The 17,975-nt window shown below is 65.7% G+C and carries 19 protein-coding genes and 1 riboswitch; of the genes, 14 read left to right on the top strand and 5 right to left on the bottom strand.

Going from position 1 to position 17,975, the window contains the following annotated elements; translation table 11 throughout:
* Nucleotides 1-36 precede the first annotated feature (36 nt).
* The 5 genes from AC5P6S_RS14135 to ribD all read left to right on the top strand — a co-directional run bounded on the left by AC5P6S_RS14135 (nucleotide 37) and on the right by ribD (nucleotide 3,348).
* Nucleotides 37-510, top strand: a complete 474-nt coding sequence (locus AC5P6S_RS14135; protein ID WP_012479129.1) for a hypothetical protein — start codon at nucleotides 37-39, stop codon at nucleotides 508-510.
* 6 nt (nucleotides 511-516) lie between these two features.
* Nucleotides 517-936, top strand: coding sequence for a hypothetical protein (locus AC5P6S_RS14130; RefSeq protein WP_005412223.1), 420 nt, complete (start codon nucleotides 517-519; stop codon nucleotides 934-936).
* Between the two features lie 27 nt (nucleotides 937-963).
* Nucleotides 964-1,413 carry a hypothetical protein gene (locus tag AC5P6S_RS14125; protein WP_012479131.1) on the top strand — a complete coding sequence of 150 codons (450 nt, stop codon included), beginning with the start codon at nucleotides 964-966 and terminating at the stop codon, nucleotides 1,411-1,413.
* A gap of 149 nt (nucleotides 1,414-1,562) precedes the next feature.
* Nucleotides 1,563-2,084, top strand: a complete 522-nt coding sequence (gene nrdR / locus AC5P6S_RS14120; RefSeq protein ID WP_004143350.1) for a transcriptional regulator NrdR — start codon at nucleotides 1,563-1,565, stop codon at nucleotides 2,082-2,084.
* A 178-nt stretch (nucleotides 2,085-2,262) separates the two neighbouring features.
* Complete coding sequence (ribD, locus tag AC5P6S_RS14115; RefSeq protein ID WP_012479132.1) at nucleotides 2,263-3,348, top strand: bifunctional diaminohydroxyphosphoribosylaminopyrimidine deaminase/5-amino-6-(5-phosphoribosylamino)uracil reductase RibD; 1,086 nt, start codon at nucleotides 2,263-2,265, stop codon at nucleotides 3,346-3,348.
* Between the two features lie 35 nt (nucleotides 3,349-3,383).
* Here ribD and AC5P6S_RS14110 read toward each other — a convergent pair whose 3' ends face one another.
* From AC5P6S_RS14110 to AC5P6S_RS14100, 3 genes are all read right to left on the bottom strand, one after another.
* Nucleotides 3,384-3,812 (bottom strand): hypothetical protein, encoded by a 429-nt coding sequence (locus AC5P6S_RS14110; protein ID WP_012479133.1) that lies wholly within the window; start codon nucleotides 3,810-3,812, stop codon nucleotides 3,384-3,386.
* A gap of 95 nt (nucleotides 3,813-3,907) precedes the next feature.
* Nucleotides 3,908-4,792 carry a hypothetical protein gene (locus AC5P6S_RS14105; RefSeq protein ID WP_012479134.1) on the bottom strand — a complete coding sequence of 295 codons (885 nt, stop codon included), beginning with the start codon at nucleotides 4,790-4,792 and terminating at the stop codon, nucleotides 3,908-3,910.
* A 152-nt stretch (nucleotides 4,793-4,944) separates the two neighbouring features.
* A complete protein-coding gene (locus tag AC5P6S_RS14100) occupies nucleotides 4,945-5,568 on the bottom strand; it encodes a hypothetical protein (RefSeq protein WP_012479135.1) in 624 nt (207 codons plus the stop codon).
* Nucleotides 5,569-5,755: 187 nt separating this feature from the next.
* Nucleotides 5,756-5,901: riboswitch (FMN riboswitch) on the top strand.
* A gap of 74 nt (nucleotides 5,902-5,975) precedes the next feature.
* Between AC5P6S_RS14100 and AC5P6S_RS14095 the strand changes: the two genes are divergently transcribed.
* The 5 genes from AC5P6S_RS14095 to thiL all read left to right on the top strand — a co-directional run bounded on the left by AC5P6S_RS14095 (nucleotide 5,976) and on the right by thiL (nucleotide 10,041).
* Nucleotides 5,976-6,602: a riboflavin synthase gene (locus AC5P6S_RS14095; protein WP_012479136.1), complete on the top strand. Its 627-nt coding sequence runs from the start codon at nucleotides 5,976-5,978 to the stop codon at nucleotides 6,600-6,602.
* On the top strand, nucleotides 6,599-7,699 hold the full coding sequence (gene ribB / locus AC5P6S_RS14090) for a 3,4-dihydroxy-2-butanone-4-phosphate synthase (RefSeq protein ID WP_012479137.1): 1,101 nt from the start codon (nucleotides 6,599-6,601) through the stop codon (nucleotides 7,697-7,699). The genes AC5P6S_RS14095 and ribB overlap by 4 nt, the downstream gene beginning before the upstream one ends.
* Before the next feature lie 231 nt (nucleotides 7,700-7,930).
* Nucleotides 7,931-8,398: a 6,7-dimethyl-8-ribityllumazine synthase gene (gene ribH, locus AC5P6S_RS14085; RefSeq protein WP_012479138.1), complete on the top strand. Its 468-nt coding sequence runs from the start codon at nucleotides 7,931-7,933 to the stop codon at nucleotides 8,396-8,398.
* Nucleotides 8,395-8,874, top strand: coding sequence for a transcription antitermination factor NusB (gene nusB / locus AC5P6S_RS14080; RefSeq protein WP_012479139.1), 480 nt, complete (start codon nucleotides 8,395-8,397; stop codon nucleotides 8,872-8,874). Before ribH ends, nusB begins: the two co-directional genes overlap by 4 nt.
* 204 nt (nucleotides 8,875-9,078) lie before the next feature.
* Nucleotides 9,079-10,041 carry a thiamine-phosphate kinase gene (gene thiL / locus AC5P6S_RS14075; protein ID WP_495204644.1) on the top strand — a complete coding sequence of 321 codons (963 nt, stop codon included), beginning with the start codon at nucleotides 9,079-9,081 and terminating at the stop codon, nucleotides 10,039-10,041.
* Nucleotides 10,042-10,154: 113 nt separating this feature from the next.
* Here the strand turns inward: thiL and AC5P6S_RS14070 are convergent, their stop codons facing one another.
* Together AC5P6S_RS14070 and AC5P6S_RS14065 are read right to left on the bottom strand one after the other, a co-directional pair.
* Nucleotides 10,155-10,877 (bottom strand): fimbrial biogenesis chaperone, encoded by a 723-nt coding sequence (locus tag AC5P6S_RS14070; protein WP_065183599.1) that lies wholly within the window; start codon nucleotides 10,875-10,877, stop codon nucleotides 10,155-10,157.
* Between the two features lie 56 nt (nucleotides 10,878-10,933).
* On the bottom strand, nucleotides 10,934-11,449 hold the full coding sequence (locus AC5P6S_RS14065) for a fimbrial protein (RefSeq protein WP_043033817.1): 516 nt from the start codon (nucleotides 11,447-11,449) through the stop codon (nucleotides 10,934-10,936).
* A gap of 198 nt (nucleotides 11,450-11,647) precedes the next feature.
* On the opposite strand from AC5P6S_RS14065, the gene AC5P6S_RS14060 reads away from it, so the two are divergent.
* The 4 genes from AC5P6S_RS14060 to AC5P6S_RS14045 all read left to right on the top strand — a co-directional run bounded on the left by AC5P6S_RS14060 (nucleotide 11,648) and on the right by AC5P6S_RS14045 (nucleotide 17,963).
* Nucleotides 11,648-12,619 carry a fimbrial protein gene (locus tag AC5P6S_RS14060; protein WP_012479143.1) on the top strand — a complete coding sequence of 324 codons (972 nt, stop codon included), beginning with the start codon at nucleotides 11,648-11,650 and terminating at the stop codon, nucleotides 12,617-12,619.
* Between the two features lie 86 nt (nucleotides 12,620-12,705).
* Nucleotides 12,706-15,192 (top strand): fimbria/pilus outer membrane usher protein, encoded by a 2,487-nt coding sequence (locus AC5P6S_RS14055; RefSeq protein ID WP_099470549.1) that lies wholly within the window; start codon nucleotides 12,706-12,708, stop codon nucleotides 15,190-15,192.
* A complete protein-coding gene (locus AC5P6S_RS14050) occupies nucleotides 15,189-15,692 on the top strand; it encodes a fimbrial protein (RefSeq protein WP_012479145.1) in 504 nt (167 codons plus the stop codon). The genes AC5P6S_RS14055 and AC5P6S_RS14050 overlap by 4 nt, the downstream gene beginning before the upstream one ends.
* 270 nt (nucleotides 15,693-15,962) lie before the next feature.
* On the top strand, nucleotides 15,963-17,963 hold the full coding sequence (locus AC5P6S_RS14045; protein WP_495204646.1) for an acyltransferase family protein: 2,001 nt from the start codon (nucleotides 15,963-15,965) through the stop codon (nucleotides 17,961-17,963).
* Nucleotides 17,964-17,975: the final 12 nt, after the last annotated feature.

Raw genomic sequence — 17,975 nt, 5'->3', positions numbered from 1 at the left:
GGAAGGGCTCTGACCCCGTCATCAGGAATCCCGCGCATGGATGAGCGCCGCCTCAAGTACCTGTACATCGCACTGGCGGTGCTGTTCGGCCTGCCCAGCCTGTTCTTCGGCGGTGCCGGCGCCTGCATCGCCGTGGTCATGGGGGTGATCGGGCTCGTCTCACTGGACGCGGACAAACTGTGGTTTGCCGCCTGCATGTTCGCGTGGGGATCGTGCGCGATCGCCGGCCTCGTGGCCTGGGTCGCACTGAGCATCGTCTGGCTGCGCGATGGTGCACGCGGGCTGCACATGGCATCACGCCGCTGGTGGCTGCTGCTGGGCCTGGGCGTGCTGGCAGGCCTGCCCTTGCTGGCGATGGCGCTGTATTACTTCGCCGAGCTGGGTTCGTCCGTGCTCAGCGGGCTGTTCGCCGGGCCGTCCCTGCTGGTGCCCACCGGTATGTTGATCCTCCTGCGGCTGCGTGCTGACGCCCTGGGCGAGCCATCCGGCCCGGTACGGTCAAAGGAGTAGGCCCGCGTGGATGAGCGCCGCCTCAAGTACCTGTACACCGCGCTGGCGGTTCTGTTCGGTCTGCCCAGCCTGGTGATGGGGGGCGCGGCGGCGACAATGCTGCTGCTGATGGGGCTGGGCCAGTTCGGCCATGGCACGCTGGCCTCGGTGACGGTGATGCCGCTGTGGGGCCTGGCCGGCATTGCCGGCTGCCTGGCCTGGTTGTGGCTGAGCGCGGGTTTTCTGCTGCAGGGGCGTGCCGGGCTGCAGGTGCGACCGGTCTGGTGGTGGATGCTGCTGGCAGGCGGTCTCGCTGCCTTGCCGCCGCTGGGGCTGGCGCTGTGGTGGGGCATCGCCGTGAACGCCGAAGGCATCGGCGTGTTGCTGTTGGGCCCGTCGATGCTGGTGCCGGCCGCGATGCTGCTGTGGATCAAACGCCGCGCATGACGTGGCCCATGGAAGGAAATCGAACGCATGGATGAGCGTCTGCACAAACGCTGGATGGCGATCGCCGGCCTGTTGGTAGGCCTGCCCACCGTGGCGGCAGGCGGTACGGGTGCCGTGCTGGGGCTGATGGTGGTATGGGACGGCAAGTACCTGACGGGCGACGAGCACAGGCTGTTGCTGCTGTGGTCGTCGGCCGGAATCCTGGGCGCGTTGTCCTGGTTGTGGCTGAGCGGCCTGTTCCTGTGGCGCGGTGTCACCGGCCTGCGCCACTCCCCGGTTGTTGCCTGGGTAGGGCTGGGGGTGGGGGCGCTGGCCGCGTTGGGCGTCGTTGCCGCCACGCTGTACTTCACCTTCAAGCACGGGGAAATCTCTACATTGGCCTTCCTCGGCTTTGGCCCGCCGCTGCTGGTGATGGCAGGGCACCTGGTGTGGTTGCGTTGGGCGCGCGCGGCCTCGGCGCCGCCGGCACCCGCTTGAACGCGCAGCGCTGACCGCGCTGAAGGCTCGGTTCGACCGAAATGCAGGCACTTCCGCGGAGACAGCATTTGCTGCCGGGCCCCTTCTCAGGTACCTTTGCGACGCTGCCATGACCGTGGCAATAGGTACTTCCCTGAGCCAGGCGTTCCATGCATTGCCCCTTCTGCCAACATGCCGATACCCGGGTCATCGACTCGCGCGTCTCTGAAGACGGCGCGACGATCCGCCGTCGGCGTGAATGCGAAGCCTGCGGCGAGCGCTTCAGCACCATGGAAACAGTCGAGCTGAAGCTGCCGGCCATCGTCAAGAGCGATGGCACCCGCGAAGCGTTCGACCAGCGCAAGGTCCGCGCTGGCTTCGACCGCGCGCTGCAGAAGCGTGCGGTGGCCGAAGACAAGATCGAAGCGGCAGTACGTGCCGTGGTCCACCAGTTGCGCATCAGCGGCGAGCGCGAAGTGCCCTCGATCAAGGTCGGCGAGTTCGTCATGAACGAACTGCGCAAGCTCGACCATGTTGGTTATGTGCGCTTCGCTTCGGTCTACCGCAGCTTCGAGGATGTGGCCGATTTCCGCGAGGAGATCGAGAAGCTTGAACGCGACCTGCCGTCCAGTACCGAACAGCTGCAGCTGCTGGGCGACGTGATTGCCCTGACCAAGAAGAAGAAGGGCTGACCGCCTCTGCCTTGGTGGATGCCAACCTTGGTTGGCACTGAGGGCGTGGATCTCCTTTGCTCTGGTGGGCGCCAACCTCAGTTGGCGCTGATGGCGTGGATCTCCTTCGCTCTGGTGGGTGCCAACCTTGGTTGGCACTGATGGCATGGATCCACACCGGCAGCGTTACCATGGCCGCATGACCACTTCGTTCTCCGTCCTCGACCACCTGCACATGGCCAACGCGCTGCGCCTGGCCGAGCGCGCTGCCTATACCACCCGCCCGAACCCGATGGTCGGCTGCGTGATCGCCCATGGCGAACGCGTGGTCGGGCAGGGCTGGCACCAGCGCGCCGGTGGACCGCACGCCGAAGTGTTCGCGCTGCGCGAGGCCGGTAGCGAGGCGCGCGGTGCCACCGCCTACGTCACTCTGGAGCCCTGTGCCCACTACGGGCGCACACCGCCGTGTGCACTGGCGCTGATCGAAGCGGGCGTGTCGCGCGTGGTTGCCGCAATGCGCGATCCGTTCCCGAAGGTCGATGGCGGTGGCTTCGATCTGCTGCGCAACGCCGGCATCGAGGTTGCCGAAGGGCTGATGGCGGCGCAGGCACGTGAGCTCAACAAAGGCTTCCTGTCACGCGTGGAGCGCAATCGGCCGTGGTTGCGGGTGAAGCTGGCCGCGAGCCTTGATGGCCGTACCGCGATGGCCGACGGCAGCTCCAAGTGGATCACCGGTCCAGCCGCACGCGAAGACGTGCAGCACTGGCGTGCGCGTGCTGGTGCGATCCTGACCGGCGCCGACACCGTGCTGGCCGACGACCCGATGCTGACCGTGCGCCTGGCCGATACCGAAGTGATGCCACCGTTGCGCGTGGTACTCGATTCGCGCCTGCGTTCGCTCGAGTGCGGCCGCGTGCGCGAGGGCGGGGCACCGACGCTGTACATGCACGATGCGGCGGTGAGTGCGCCGGATGCGGCTGACGCAGAATTTGCCAGCGTGCCCAGCGCAGAGGGCCGGTTGGATCTGGGCGCGGTGCTGGCGCTGCTGGCCGAGCGTGGCATCAACGAAGTGCATACCGAAGCCGGCGCCACCCTGGCCGGTGCGCTGCTGCGCGGCGGCTGGATGGACGAACTGCTGCTTTACCAGGCCCCCACGCTGCTGGGCGACAATGGACGCCCATTGCTGGCCGGCCTCGGCATCAATGCGATGGACCAGCAGCGCCGCCTGCGTGTGGTTGACCAGCGCCAGGTGGGTGAGGACATCAGACTGCTGCTGCGCCCATGATGGAATGACGCAGATCAAGGGCCGGACCCTTGGCGTCACGCCGCTTCGTCGTCTTCTTCGCCGACCGGGCACTGGCCCTTCCACTGCTGCTTCCACAGCACATGCAGGTCGCGGCAGTACGCGCCCAGTGTCTCGCCCGGCAGTTGCCTTGCCTTCAACCGCAGCTGGCGGCGCGTAAAGCCGTCGTCGTACTCATCCGGCAGTACCAGCACGGCACACTGATCGTGGTACATCAGGAAATCGCGGCAGTGGTCGTCATTGCTCATCCACGCATCCAGGTGCCTGTCGCTCAGCTGGGTTGACTCAAAGGCAACCGAGGGTTTGACGACGAAGATCCTGGTGGCTTTGAACCTGGACGCTTCGGCCTGCCAGCACACCATCAGCGCCAGCAACATGAGCGCGATCGACGTCATACGGTGTTTCATGCGGTTGCCCCGGTGGAAGAGGGCAACAGCATTGACCATGCAGGCCGCGCAGGGCCATGCAACGGTTCTGAAAGTGCAGTGGCCCTTGTCGTCGGCGACGATGAGCCGAGCGCGGACTCGGCTCTATACGTGGCTCACGCGCACGCGTCGGTCCACATCATCTCGGCGATCGGGCGCAGTGCCTTGCACTCCTGCGTCATCTCGTCGGCCGACTTCACCTTGGCCTTGGCCTTCAGTTCCTCGGCCATCGCGTCCACGCCGCCGATCTGGTCCGGTGCGATCTTCGCCACGCAACTGCGGTGCTGCTGCAGCAACAGGTCGCAGCCCGGAACGCCGGTCACCTTCGGCGCGTTGGCCGCCTGCGCGTCCTGCATCCAGTCCTCGAACGGTGCCAGCGCACCGGCCACGGTACCCACCAGATCATCGAAGTTGCCGCTGTACCAGTAGCCATTGTCCTTGGCCGGGTACAGGGTGAAGGTGCCGCTGGCCGGAACGCGCGCGCCACTCTGCAGTGCCTGGGTATAGGCATCGGTGAACTGCTTGCGCGCGGCCGGGCTGGCATCGTCGGCCAGGCTGGCGGCGAACAGCGGCCGGACCTTGCCCAGGTCGGGCACCTGGCAGCTGTAGCTGATCCGCGCCAGCTTCTGGTCTTCAACGTATTCGTTGTCTTCGATCACGCTCTTGGTCGCGCGGCACTTCGAATCACGCAGCGCCTTGGCATACAGCGCTTCGGTGGCCGCAGCGTCGACCTTGGCGCCGGTGCCGGCCAGTACCGTCTGCCAGGGTTCGGCCAAGGCCTTGGCCAGCGCACCCGGGGTCGGGGTCACGGCGTCCTGGCCCTCGAACGCCGGCTTCAGTGCGTCGTTGAGCGTGCGCGTGGCGGCCGCGTCGTCTTCCAGCAGCACGCGTGCATACAGGTCGAAGGCCTGCTCGGGCGTCAGTTGGGCCGGTGCTGCGCTGGCAATCAGCGGGGCGCACAGCAGCACGCTGGCCAGAAGGGTTCGGGTGGGGGTCTTCATGACGGTGTTTTCCTGTTCGAGACGCGCGCAAGCCTAGCGCATCTGCCCACACTTTCGATGGCGCGATGCAGCCAGGTGACGGTGTGCAGCGGACAAAAAAACGGGCCCCTTGCGGGGCCCGTTCGATCGCACGACGAGGAGCGATCGTTGGATCAGAAGCTGGCGCGCACGCCAACCGAGTACTGGGTGACGTCGCGGTAGCCGGAGATTTCGCCCACCAGACCCCAGGTCTTGGTGAAGTTGATCTGGCCGCCGACGGTGCCGACCCAGGTGCCCTTGAAGTTGTTGCCGCCGTCCATGTAACCGGCCTTGGCCCAGGCTTCGGTCATGCGCGACGGCTTGCCGCGGATGCCCATGGTGACGCGGCCCAGGTTGGTGTGGTCCTTGTTGCGCAGGCGGCCGTAGAAATCGGAGTTGACGGTGATTTCGGCCTGCTGGCGGACCCAGGCGGCGTCAGCGGTGAAGTCGACGCGGTCGGTCCACGGCATGTGGTAGCCGATGCCCAGCTCCGGCTGGTTCAGCTTCAGCTTGTAGGAGCCGTAGTCGTAGTTGTACGACTTGCTGGCGTAGGTCCAGCCACCGAACACATGGACCTGTTCGGACAGGGCGACCGAGCCACGCAGATAGCCGCCGTCGACCTTCGGGTCATCCAGCAGGTCGTCGTTGGTCTTGACCTGCGTCCAGCCGCCTTCGACGTAGGTGTAGCTCAGGGCGTCGGCCGAAGCCGAGAACGGGGCGGCGGCCAGCAGGGCGGCCACGATCAGGATCTTGCGCATGGGAATTCCTGTGAATTTCAGTCCATTGGCGGGCCTGCCCTCGCGGCTGCCCGTGGCGACATCATGTCGTCCGGGGCAGAATTTTAATGAAAGTTTTACAAATTGCGAGCGACGGCCGTCACAGCTGTGGCATCCGACCCCGTTCAGCCCGGGCTGGTACACTAGCCACGCCGGTTCGCCGGTACACAAACGTCTTCAGGGCGGGGTGCAATTCCCCACCGGCGGTAGGTGCGCAAGCACGAGCCCGCGAGCGCCCCGGCCCACGGCCGGGGGTCAGCAGATCCGGTCCAATGCCGGAGCCGACGGTCATAGTCCGGATGAAAGAAGACGGTGCCACAGGGCTCTTGCCCTGCGTGCGCCTGTTTGCCTTGCGGCGTTTTTCGCTCACTTTTCGCGGAGAACGTTTCTTGTTTACTGGAATCATCGAAGGCGTCGGCCGTCTGGTCGCACGCGAACCCATCGGCGGCGATGTCCGCTTCACCTTCAATGTCGGGAATCTGCCGTTCGACAACGTGCAGATGGGCGAGAGCATTGCTATCAACGGCGTCTGCCTCACCGTCATCGCATTCGACACCAACAGCTTCCAGGCCGATGCTTCCACCGAGACCCTGGGCCTGACCACGCTGGGCCAGCTGGGCGAAGGGGCGGTCATCAATCTGGAGCGCGCCATGCGGCCGACCGACCGCCTCGGCGGCCATCTGGTCAGCGGCCACGTCGACGGCCTTGGCCAGGTACTGTCCATCCACGAAGACGCACGTGCCCAGCGCTGGCGTTTCGGCGCGCCGGCCGCGCTGCGCCGCTACATCGCCAAGAAGGGCTCGATCTGCGTGGACGGCGTCAGCCTCACCGTCAACGAAGTGGACGATGAGGGCTTTGAAGTCGCACTGATCCCGCACACGGTGGCCAACACCGCCTTCTCCGCCTCGGGCGTGGGTAGCGCGGTCAATCTTGAAATCGACCTGGTCGCCCGTTATGTGGAACGACTGATCAGTGTGCCGACCAACGGTCAGCACCCACAGGGAGATGTCGCATGAATTTCGCCCCGATTCCGGACATCCTGGAAGACATCCGCCTGGGCCGCATGGTCGTCATCGTCGACGACGAAGACCGGGAGAACGAAGGCGACCTGATCATGGCCGCCGAGCTGGTCAAGGCCAGCGACATCAACTTCATGGTCACCCATGGCCGTGGCCTGGTGTGCCTGCCGCTGAACCGTACCCGCGCCGCCGATCTCGGCCTGGCGCCGATGGTGCAGGCCAATACCGCCCAGTTCCAGACCAACTTCACGGTCAGCATCGAGGCCGCCGAGGGCGTCACCACTGGCATCTCGGCGCATGACCGCGCCCACACCATCCGCACCGCGGTGAAGCCCAACGCCAAGCCGTCGGACCTGCACCAGCCGGGCCACATTTTCCCGCTGATCGCCCAGCCGGGCGGCGTGTTGACCCGCGCCGGCCACACCGAAGCCGCCGTGGACATGGCCATGCTGGCCGGGCTGGAACCGGCCGGCGTGCTGGTGGAGATCCTGAACCCGGATGGCAGCATGGCGCGCCGCCCGGAGCTGGAAGTGTTCGCCCGCGAGCATGGCCTGAAGATGGGCTCCATCGCCGACCTGATCGCCTACCGCCTGGCCACCGAAAAGACCGTTGAACGCGTGGACGAGCGCGAGATCGACACCGAGTTCGGCCCGTTCAAGCTGGTGACCTACCGTGACCGCATCGCCCATGACCTGCATTTCGCGCTGGTTCGTGGCACGCCGGATGCGGAAACCCCGACCCTGGTGCGCGTGCAGGTGGAGAATCCGCTGGCCGACCTGCTGCACTGGCGCCGTGACGACTTCGGCGTGGCTGCCACCGATGCCCTGCGCGCGATCGATGCCGAAGGCGCCGGCGTGATGGTGGTGCTGCAGGCCCCGCGCGACGGTGAAGCCCTGCTGGCCCGCCTGCGCCAGCAGCCGGCGCCGGTGGTACCGGGCAAGGACAAGGACGTGAGCCAGTGGCGCCGCAACGGTGCCGGCGCGCAGATCCTGTCCGACCTGGGCCTGGGCAAGCTGCGCGTGCTGGGCACCCCGCGCCGCCAGATCGGCCTGGCCGGGTACGGCCTGGAAGTGGTGGAGGCGGTCACCCTGTAATGGGAATTGCCGGCCAGCGGCCGGCACTACCGGTGGGTGCAGACCCCATGCCACCGGTGGGTGCCGACCCCATGCCACCGGTGGGTGCCGACCCCATGCCACCGGTGGGTGCCGACCCCATGCCACCGGTGGGTGCCGACCGTTGGTCGGCACGCCCTTGCGCCCCCGCCAGCCACGGCCGGGACCCATCCACGCTAGAATTACCCCTTAATCGAATCCCCCAAGCCGCATATGAGCCACTACGAAGGCGATCTTCGCACTCCCGAATCGGCGCGCTTCGCCATCCTGGCCAGCCGCTGGAACGCCCGCATCACCGATACGCTGGTCGCCGGCGCCCGCCAGAGCCTGGCCGGCAACGGCATCGCCGAAGCCAACATCGACGTGATCCGCGTGCCGGGTGCCTGGGAGCTGCCGCTGGTGGCCGCGCGCCTGGCCGCCGCCCATGAACACGCCGCCATCCTCACCCTGGGCTGCGTGATCCGTGGCGACACCCGCCACTACGAACACGTGGCCGACCGCTGCGCCGAAGGCCTGATGCGCGTGCAGCTGGACTTCGGCGTGCCGGTGCTGAACGGCGTGCTGGCGGTGGAACGCGTTGAAGACGCCGAGGCCCGCGCAGGCGGCAGCCACGGCAACAAGGGCGAGGAAGTCGCACTCGCCGCATTGGAAATGGTCAACCTTCTGGAGCAGCTGCCATGAACAAGAACACCCAGGGCAAGCCCTCCGGTAAACCCGTCCGCCGCGATGGCGTCGACCCGGTGCTGCGCTCGCGCGCACGCCGTCGCGCCGTGCAGGCCATCTACGCCTGGCAGATCTCTGGCGGCAACGCCCAGTCGCTGATCGCCCAGTTCGCCCACGAGCAGGCCCGTGAAATCGCCGACCTGGCGTATTTCGAGGCGCTGCTGCACGGTGTGCTCGACAACCGTCGTGATATTGACGAAGCCCTCGGCCCGTACCTGGACCGTGGCATCGAGGAAGTGGACGCGATCGAGCGCGCGGTGCTGCGCCTGGCCGGCTACGAGCTGCGTTATCGCCTGGACGTGCCGTACCGCGTGGTGATCAACGAAGCCATCGAATCGGCCAAGCGCTTTGGTTCCGAACATGGCCACACCTACGTCAACGGCGTGCTGGATCGTGCCGCCGTGGAATGGCGCAAGGTCGAATCGGGTCACTGACCCGCTGCGTCCCGCATCGTTCATTGAACGGCGCGGGAATCTGCTTCGGTAGAGTCGACTGTCAGTCGACTGCCTTTCGATCAGCAGTCGTAGTGTCGGACCGGAGAGCAGTCGACTGACAGTCGACTCTACCCCCCCCCCAGCCGGTTCACCTGGTCGGCATCCGCGCCCGCCGCCCATCCATGCAACCCGCCGGAACGCCCCATGTCCCTGGCCGAATTCGCCCTCATAGACCGTATCCGCGCCCGCACCCTCGAGCGCGACGACATCCTGCTCGGCATCGGCGATGACGCTGCGCTGCTGCAGCCGCGGGCCAACGAACAGCTGGTGGTCACCGCCGACACGCTCAACAGCGGTGTGCATTTCCCGGTGGAAACCCGGGCCTTCGACATTGGCTGGAAGACCTTGGCGGTCAACCTGTCGGACCTCGCCGCGATGGGCGCGCGCCCGGCGTGGTGCACGCTGGCGCTGTCCCTGCCGGAAGCCTCTGAAGACTGGATCGAGGCCTTCGCCGATGGCTTCTTCGCCCTCGCCGACCAGCATGACATTGCACTGATTGGTGGCGATACCACGCGTGGCCCGCTGTCGCTGTCGGTTACTGCGATGGGACAGGTCGGCCGTGGCCAGGCATTGCGCCGCGACCGCGCGCAGGTGGGCGACGACATCTGGGTCAGTGGCACGCTGGGCGATGCCGCCGGTGCGCTGCGCCTGTGGCAGCAGGGCGCGCTGAACCTGGCCACCGCCACGTTGCTGGCCGACTACGAGAGCCTGCGTCTGCGCCTGCTGCGGCCGACGCCGCGCGTCACCCTCGGCCTGCGCCTGCGTGCGTTCGCGCATGCGGCGGTGGACGTGTCCGACGGCCTGCTGGCGGACCTCGGCCACATCGCCATGCGCAGCGCAGTGGCTGCACACGTTGATGCCGATCTGTTGCCGATTTCGAATGCACTGCGTGAGCTGCTCGGTCGTGAAGCCGCGCGTGAGTGCGCACTGCGTGGCGGCGACGATTACGAGCTGTGCTTCACCGCCGCCGCCGACCAGCGCGATGCGCTGCATTACCTGGCCGAATCACTGGATCTGCCGCTCACCCGCATCGGCCGCATTGCCGAAGGGCAAGGCGTGCACGTGGATGGCGAAGCCGCCGACGGCGGCTACCAGCACTTCGCGTGACCGGCAAAGGTCTGCACACGATTCGTATCCTGTAGAGCCGAGTCATGCTCGGCTGCTTCTACGCAATACATGAAAGGTGGGCGCAAGCTCGGCTCTGCATCAGCGACACGGGTCTACCGCTCAACGCGGGCTTCCGCATCGCGAGGTGTGCCGTAGTCATCCAGCCATGTGAATGACACTGACGCTGGGATGACTGCGCCATCCGGCAGTGCATAGCGTACCTGTGCTCCCGGCGCGATCATGTCCACCTCGACGCTGCGGCCGTCGGCAAGCGTCAACGAACTCAGCGACACGTGGTACGCGCTTGGGTTACGCACCTGCAGGCCATCGCCATCGCCGGACCACAGCAGGGCAGCTGCCGCATCGCGCGCATTGCCCGGCAGCCCTGCCGGGCGATGGAACAGTTTCACCCGCGTGCGCACTGCGAACTGAAGCAGGTTGCGGTCTGCAGTTCCGGAAGGCTTGGGCGGTATGTCCAACAGATTGAAGTAGAACACCGACTCGCGATCCATGGGCACCGGCGGATCCGAGGGGCGCGGTGCATAGGTGATGCGAAATGCCTGGGCATGCTGTGACAGCAGCAGGCGCGGTTCGGCCGGCGTCAGCCGGAAGGGCGTGCGTACATCTTCCGGTCGTGCGTGGCTGTCGCCATCGTCGATCCAGACCTGGGTCATGGCAGGCTGCTCGCCGACGTTGCTCGCTTTCACTGTGACATCGCGGCCCTTGGCGGCATCGTGCACGATGCGGGTTCCCTGCAGTGTCACGGCGGCCTGGCCGGGAAGGGCGAATAGGGCAGCCAGCAACGCGGACAGCCCCGAAAGGAATGAGAATTTCATGCGGCGCCTCGCTGGACGACGACAGCCTGGCGCATCCGGCCAGGCTGCCACGGAAGTCAGTCGTAGAGAACAACGAAGTCACCGGATGCGTTGGCCTGCCCGGCCTGCGCATTCTGTGAGGGCGATGCGTACCAGGCGCTATACGTCAGCTGTCCACTGCCACCGGCGGCAATCGTCAGCCACCGCGTCGGGTCATCACCGATGCGCTGGTGATTGTCGTCCGCGTCATACAGCGCAACCCCGACGTTGCGTGCTGTCGAGGCCGCTGTCAGTGCGAGATTGCCGGTGCTGTCATGCTGCGTACCACCGAAGCGGACGCCAACCTTCTGCGCGGCACCGGAGCCGCTGCAGTCAAGGTTGATGGTGAAGTTCTTCTGGCCTGCACGTGTTGCCGCGTTCACCGAGACAAGATCAACCTTGCCCATCGGCACGGTGATCGCGCCACCGGTCGTGCCGACCGTACAGGTGGACGTTTCCAGCGATCCGGTGATTTCCAGGCGCTCGGCGTGGGCCAGGGAGGGAATCGTCAGGGCCAGGAAGGCCCCGCACAGCAGTTGCGTTTGAAGGGGCATGGACTGTTCTCTCTGCAATGGAATCCTGCACGACAGCGATGTCGTGGGTTGGCGGGAGTCTGTCCGGGTGTAGTCCCCAACGATATGAAGAATGTTGCAAAAGCCCGTCATTGCGGCAATTGCAACTTTCTGCATGGGCGATGGCTCGGCAAGCGCGTACGGTGCGTGTCCCCGCCTTTGCCCCAGTAGATGCCAATGATGTCGCTCTGTCCTGCATACGCTGGCTGGCTCGCCCTGTTGGGAGCGACGGTTGCTTTCAGTGCGAGCGCGACCTGCCGCGCACCGGGGGGCGACGCACAGCTGGATCACGTTTTCGACGTCGCCTTTACCGAGCGCGCCGATGTCACTCTGGGATTCCGATCTGGATCGCTGACGCTGGTCTGCGATGCAGGCGAAACGCAGATGGAGGAGCTGCTTCAGCTGTCTGGAATGAAGTACGTTCGCGACGTGCCCTGGGGGAGCCGTGCCATTGCCGCCTACGAAATGGATTCCACCTCGCCCTTGTTGGCCTTCAGCTACAGCTATGGTGGCTGCGAAATATCCGATCCCGAATGCCCGATCGAGGAGGTCGAGGAAGGTGGCGTTCCGCTGCGCGACGGTGTTCCGAGCCGGTACTCGCTGAATGGAGCAAGAAAGAACGTCACCATGCAGGTCATCGCGTTCTCACGGGGCGGACCAATGCACGACGTGGCCCGCCGGCCTGCGGGCTCCCTGCGCACGACGTCTGGCGGCACGGGTGGGTTCCATCGTTTCAACCTTGGCTTCCGCTTTCGTGCCCAGACCTGCGCGGTCACTCCGCAGAACGTCGACCTGGATCCGGTGGACGCGGTAACCCTGCAGCGCAACGGCAGCGCGGGCGAGAAGTCGTTCAATGTGCGCGTCAGCTGTGCCGCCTCCGGGCGCCGACTGGTTCTGGAGCTGGTGGACGTTCACGATCCTGCCAGCACGTCAAACACGCTGAAGGCGGCGCCGGGCAGTACCGCCAATGGTGTGGCAGTGCAGATCCTCAGTGGAGGGAATCCTGTGCGGATGAAAGCCCCCTGGACCCATGGCGCCGCATCAGGCAGTACCCTGCCGGTTCCATTCAGTGCGCGCTACCTGCGCACGACCGGGACGCTGCGCACCGGATCGATACGTGGTGAAGCAACGTTGCTGGCAGATTACTACTGAGGTGCGTCGCGCATGAATGGAATGCGGGCATGATCCCTTCCACTACGCCGCGTCCAGGTCTGTGTGCTTCACGGCTTGCATCGGCCATGGCATTCGCTCTGTCGGGACTGGCGTTACCTGCCCACGCGGAGACCGAAACGGGCCTTGAATTCAGTGACGGCTTCCTCGTGGGTGGGCGAACCATCGATATGCGTCGCTATGTGCGCGGCAACCCCATGCCCGCAGGCGACTACCGCGTTGATGTGCTGGTCAACGGCCAGTACCTGCAGACACGCGACATCACCTTCGTAGCGGGCGACGACCCTGACCGGGCGGGTGCCTGCCTGTCTGCGGATCTGCTGCGGGAGCTGGAACTGCAGGCCACCTATCGAATGGCGCTGGAGCGGGCAACGGGTTGTATCGACCTGCCGTCCGTGATCGCGGGGGCAACAGTGACATTCGACAGCGGCACGCTGCAGCTGCTGATCTCCGTGCCGCAGGCTGCACAGGCGAGGGCGGCACGAGGCCTGGTGCCGGTTGAGCTACGTGATCCAGGCATCAACGCCCTGTTCGTGGACTACAGCGCCAGCCATGGCCGTAGTGCAGGCGTCGATCGCAGCCACCTCGGCCTGCGCATGGGTGCGAACATCGGGAGCTGGCGCTTCCGCCATCGCACCGCCTTCAACCATGCGCGGGGGCAGGTGCGCCGTACCACCATCAACAGTTACGCCCAGCGTGACATTCCCGGGTGGAACAGCCAGCTGTTGCTGGGTGAGGGCAACACCAGTGGGCAGCTGTTTGACAGTGTGCCGTTCACGGGGGTGCGTATCGCCAGTGATGAACGGATGCTGCCTGATTCACTGCGCGGATATGCACCGGTGGTACGTGGCATTGCCGACAGCAGTGCAGTGGTGCGCATCGAGCAGGACGGTGTTGTCATCCATGAAGTAAACGTCGCTCCAGGGCCGTTCGCGATAGACGATCTGTATCCCACCAACTTTGGTGGTGACCTGCAGGTGATCGTAGTGGAAGCCGATGGCCGGCAGCAGCAGTTCACCGTCAGCTTCTCGGCGGTGCCACAGGCGCTGCGCGCGGGTACGTCCCGCTCAAGCGTGACCGCCGGTGCACTAAGAGGCCGTCACGTCCTGCAGCGGCTGGGCTTCGCCGAGGCCACCCATGCGCATGGACTGAACAATCGACTGACAGCTCTCGGGGGATTGCAGCTGGCTGAAGGATACGGTGCCGGCCTGCTGGGGGTGGCGGTCAACACTCCTGTCGGCGCGCTGGGCATGGACGTCACCCATTCGCGCGCCCGCCAGGCGGACGGGCGGCCCCTGATCGGCAACAGCTACCGGGTGAACTATCAGCGCTACCTGGCAGAAAGTGGCACCAACTTCGGGCTTGCGGCGTATCGTTACAGCACCCGGGGCTTCCTCACGCTGCACGATCTGGCAACGGCCCGCCCGGACGAGTGGCATCCAGTGGGACGTGCGCGCCAGCGCTACCAGCTGAACTTCTCACAGAGGATCGGGGAGCGCAGCAGCCTGCATCTCGACGGCGGCCACGTCGCGTACTGGGACAGCACGCAGCGCCAGAATGATCTGCAGCTGAGCTTCAATACCGTTGCGGGGAAGGTCAACTACGGCGTATCCGTCATGCGTTTCCGGCAGGGAAACGGTCGTCAGGACACCCGCTACGACCTCACGGTCAGTCTGCCCTTGGGATCCCACGGCAGCACGCAGCGGACCAGCACCCGCGTGGGTCGCTCTGACGGTGGAGGCCAGGCCCAGCTGAGCCTGACAGGTGCGGTGGGAGAGCGTCGCGCGCTCAACTATTCACTGTCTGGAGAGCAGCGGGCGGGCGGGGTACGCAGCAGCACTGCATTCGCCGATTATCAAGGCCGCTACGCACATCTCAGCGCGGGCTTCACCCGAGCCGGGCATTTCAGCAGTCACACGCTGGGGGCCGCTGGCAGCATCGCCTTGCACCGTGGTGGGATCACCCTGGGGCAGCCAGTGGGAGAGGGATTTGCGCTGGTGCAGGCGCCCGGCGCGCACGGCGCCCGCATCGGAGCCGGTGCTGATCTCCGTGTTGATCGCCGTGGTTATGCGCTGCTGCCGCACATCAGCCCTTACCGCTGGAACCGCATTGATCTTGACCCGTCCGGTTTGCCGCTGGAAGTGGAACTCCTACAGACCTCCCGGCGCATCGCGCCGACAGCGGGCAGCATCGTACGTGTTCCGTTCGAAGTGCGACGCGAGCGCTCCTTGTTCATCGATGCGACGGACGCGCTTGGGCAGCCGTTGCCGTTTGCCGCGCGCGTGCAGGAGGAGAACGGCACGCCGCGCGGAGCCGTTGGGCAGGGGGGCGTGATTCATCTGCGCGGTGCCCAGGATGAAGGAGCATTGATCGTCGATGCCGATGGCCCCAGCCGCTGTCGACTGCTGTACCGCATGCCCGCCAAGCCTGACGCCTATGGCCTGTCCTGGACCCAGGCGCTGTGCACGCCAATGGGCGACGCCGGGTTGCGGGTAGAGACCGCGATTCCAGGTCCTGACATTCAATCTTCGCTTGCTCCAGGAGAATCTCCATGATCGATCAGTACCGTCATCTGCCGGCCATGCTTGCATTGCTGATGGCCGCATCGCCGGCCAGCAGCCAGACACTTTCCATCAGTGGCCGAGTGTTGCCGGGTACCTGTGCGCTGGCCACCCCCGCCATCACGCTCGACAGCGTCAAGGCCGATGCACTCAATGTGGGCAACAACAATCTCAAGACCAGCAATCTGAATTTCACCGGATGCATCGGCGTCACCAAGGCACTGCTTTCCTTTGACGGGACCGCTGCGGAGGGCGATGCCCTGCGGTGGAAAAACACGGCGACGAGCGAGCCCGCCAAGGGCCTTTCCATTGTGCTGCTGGCAGGCGCGAGCGGATCGACACCTCTGAAGAAGGGAGACAAGGACATTCCTGTCATAGTGACTGGCGCGACGGCCAGCTACACGCTGCGTGCGGGCTACTACCTGCCCTCCACCAGTGGTATCAACGCGGGCTCGGTGCAGACCGAGATCACCATCACAGCAACCTACCAGTAGTCTTCATCCAGTCGCTGCATGGGGAAGAACTCAGGTTCCAATGAGCTTGCCATTGCGAATGGATGCTTCACCTCCATGCCGGATGACGTGCGCGTACGGCAATGACGACCTATCTCGCCTTGCCGATGTGCCGGCGAGGGGGGAATGGTCGTCAGTCGACTGGGGTACACCGCGCGGAGAAGCAGATGGCAGGATCGAAGTCTTGACTGTATCTGAACGAAGGCCCCATCTGTCGTGATTGTCCATTGAGTGACTGTGCAGCCGGTGGCGATGCTGCCGGATCGCTCGCTACTGACCACGCGCATGTCCCCTTCCGAACGTTCGCACAACACTGCCATCGACGGCCTGCGTGCAGTGGCGGTGCTGGCCGTCGTCGTCTTCCACACCAACGCCACGTGGCTGCCCGGGGGGTTCACCGGCGTGGACCTGTTCTTCGTGGTGTCCGGTTTCGTGATCAGCCAGTCGCTGGCCTCCCGTACGCATGCGTCGCTGGGCGCGGTGCTGCTCGACTTCTATCGGCGTCGCGTGCTGCGCCTGTTGCCGGCGTTGCTGGTGATGCTGATGGCGACCTTCGTGCTGTCGGCACTGTTCATTCCCCGCGCGTGGCGCAATGAGCAGTTCGACCAGACCGGCTGGGCCGCGCTGGTCGGCCTCAGCAACATCGTGCTGGCCGGCCAGCAGGACGACTATTTCTCGCCCGGTGCGGAACTCAATCCGTTCCTGCACACGTGGACGCTGGGCGTGGAGGAGCAGTTCTATCTGGTCTTCCCGCTGCTGTTCTTCGTGTGGCTGCGCGGGCGTGAGCGCTGGCCGTGGTCGCGTTGGCTGTTGCCGGTGCTCACCCTGCTGTCGCTGGCGTGGGCAGGCTGGCAGGCGCAGACGGCACCGGCGGCAGCGTTCTACCTGCTGCCGGCGCGGTTCTGGGAGCTGGCTGCGGGCGCGCTGCTGTACCAGTGGATGCGCACGCGTACGCTGGGCCGGAACGGTGATGCGGTTGCAGTGATCGGTCTGGTGCTGCTGGGTGCAGGCGTGGTGATCGCACCGCAGCTGGCGATGCCGGTTCCGGGCGTGCTGGCCACCGTGGCCGGTACGTTGATGCTGTTGGCGAGCGTGTCGGCACCGGATACATCGCGCATTGGGCGTGCGCTGGGCTGCGCACCGCTGGCCTACTTGGGCCGGTTGTCCTACTCGCTGTACCTGTGGCATTGGCCGCTGCTGGTGCTGCTGCGCTGGACCTGCGGCCTGCACGGTGCTGCGCTGTGGCTGTATCCGGTACTGCTGCTGGCGGTGTCGGCCGCGTCCTACCACTTCATCGAGCGCCCGCTGCGCAGTGCGGCGCCGCTGCTGCGGCTGGCACCGGCCAAGGTGCTGGCGATGGGGCTGCCAGTGGTCGCGCTATGCGGCGCAGGCGCGTGGGCTACGGTGGAATACCACGAGCAGATCTCGCTCAGCGTTACCCGCGATGGCTACGCATGGCAGGCGCGTCGCTATCCCGCATGGCGGTCGCTGGAGCCGGTGAGCGCGCCGGCGCTCGAAGGGCGGCGCCTGTTCGTGGTGGGGGATTCGCATGCGGCGGCCTACCGCACCATGACCAGCATGGTCGCGCGCCAGACCGGCATGGAGATGCGCCAGGATGACCGCGGTGGTTGCAGCTTCGTCAATCTACTGCGGGCCAGCCCGGCCGACTGTCGGGACTTCATTGAAAACGCATTGTCGAATATCGAGCGTGAGGCGCGTCCGGGTGACATCGTGCTGCTGGCAGCATTGCGCATGCCGGAGCTGCGTGGGTTCGATTGGCAGCGCCAGGATGCACAACAGATCTATCAACAGCTGTTGGACGAGCGCACCCCGGCCCATGCACAGGCCGCGCGTGACGAGGCTGATCGTGTTCTTGGGCGTTTGCAGGAGCTGGCCGTGCACGTGGTTGTGGATGCACCGCTGCCGTTGTTCAAGGCCGGGGCCTACCGTTGTTCGGATTGGTTCAACCGCCGCAATCCTGCCTGTGCCGGTGGCCTGAGCATGCCGCGTGCCGATCTGGAAAGGCTGCGCGCGCCGCAGATGGCGTTGCTGGCCGAGCTGGCGGCGCGCTATCCATGGCTCACGGTGTGGGACCCGCTACCGTTGCTGTGCGGGCCGCAGACCTGCTCGGCGGTGGAAGAGGGTGAACCGCTGTTCTTCGACAATGATCACCTGAGTGGGCATGGCAACCGCGTGCTGCTGCCCAGCTTCCGGCAGACGCTGATCGATAGTGCAAGCGACAAGTCCTTGTAGAGCCGAGCCCAC

The sequence above is a fragment of the Stenotrophomonas sp. YJH_SMC_119 genome (assembly GCF_059368315.1).
This window is presented reverse-complemented; position numbering and strand designations above follow the sequence as displayed.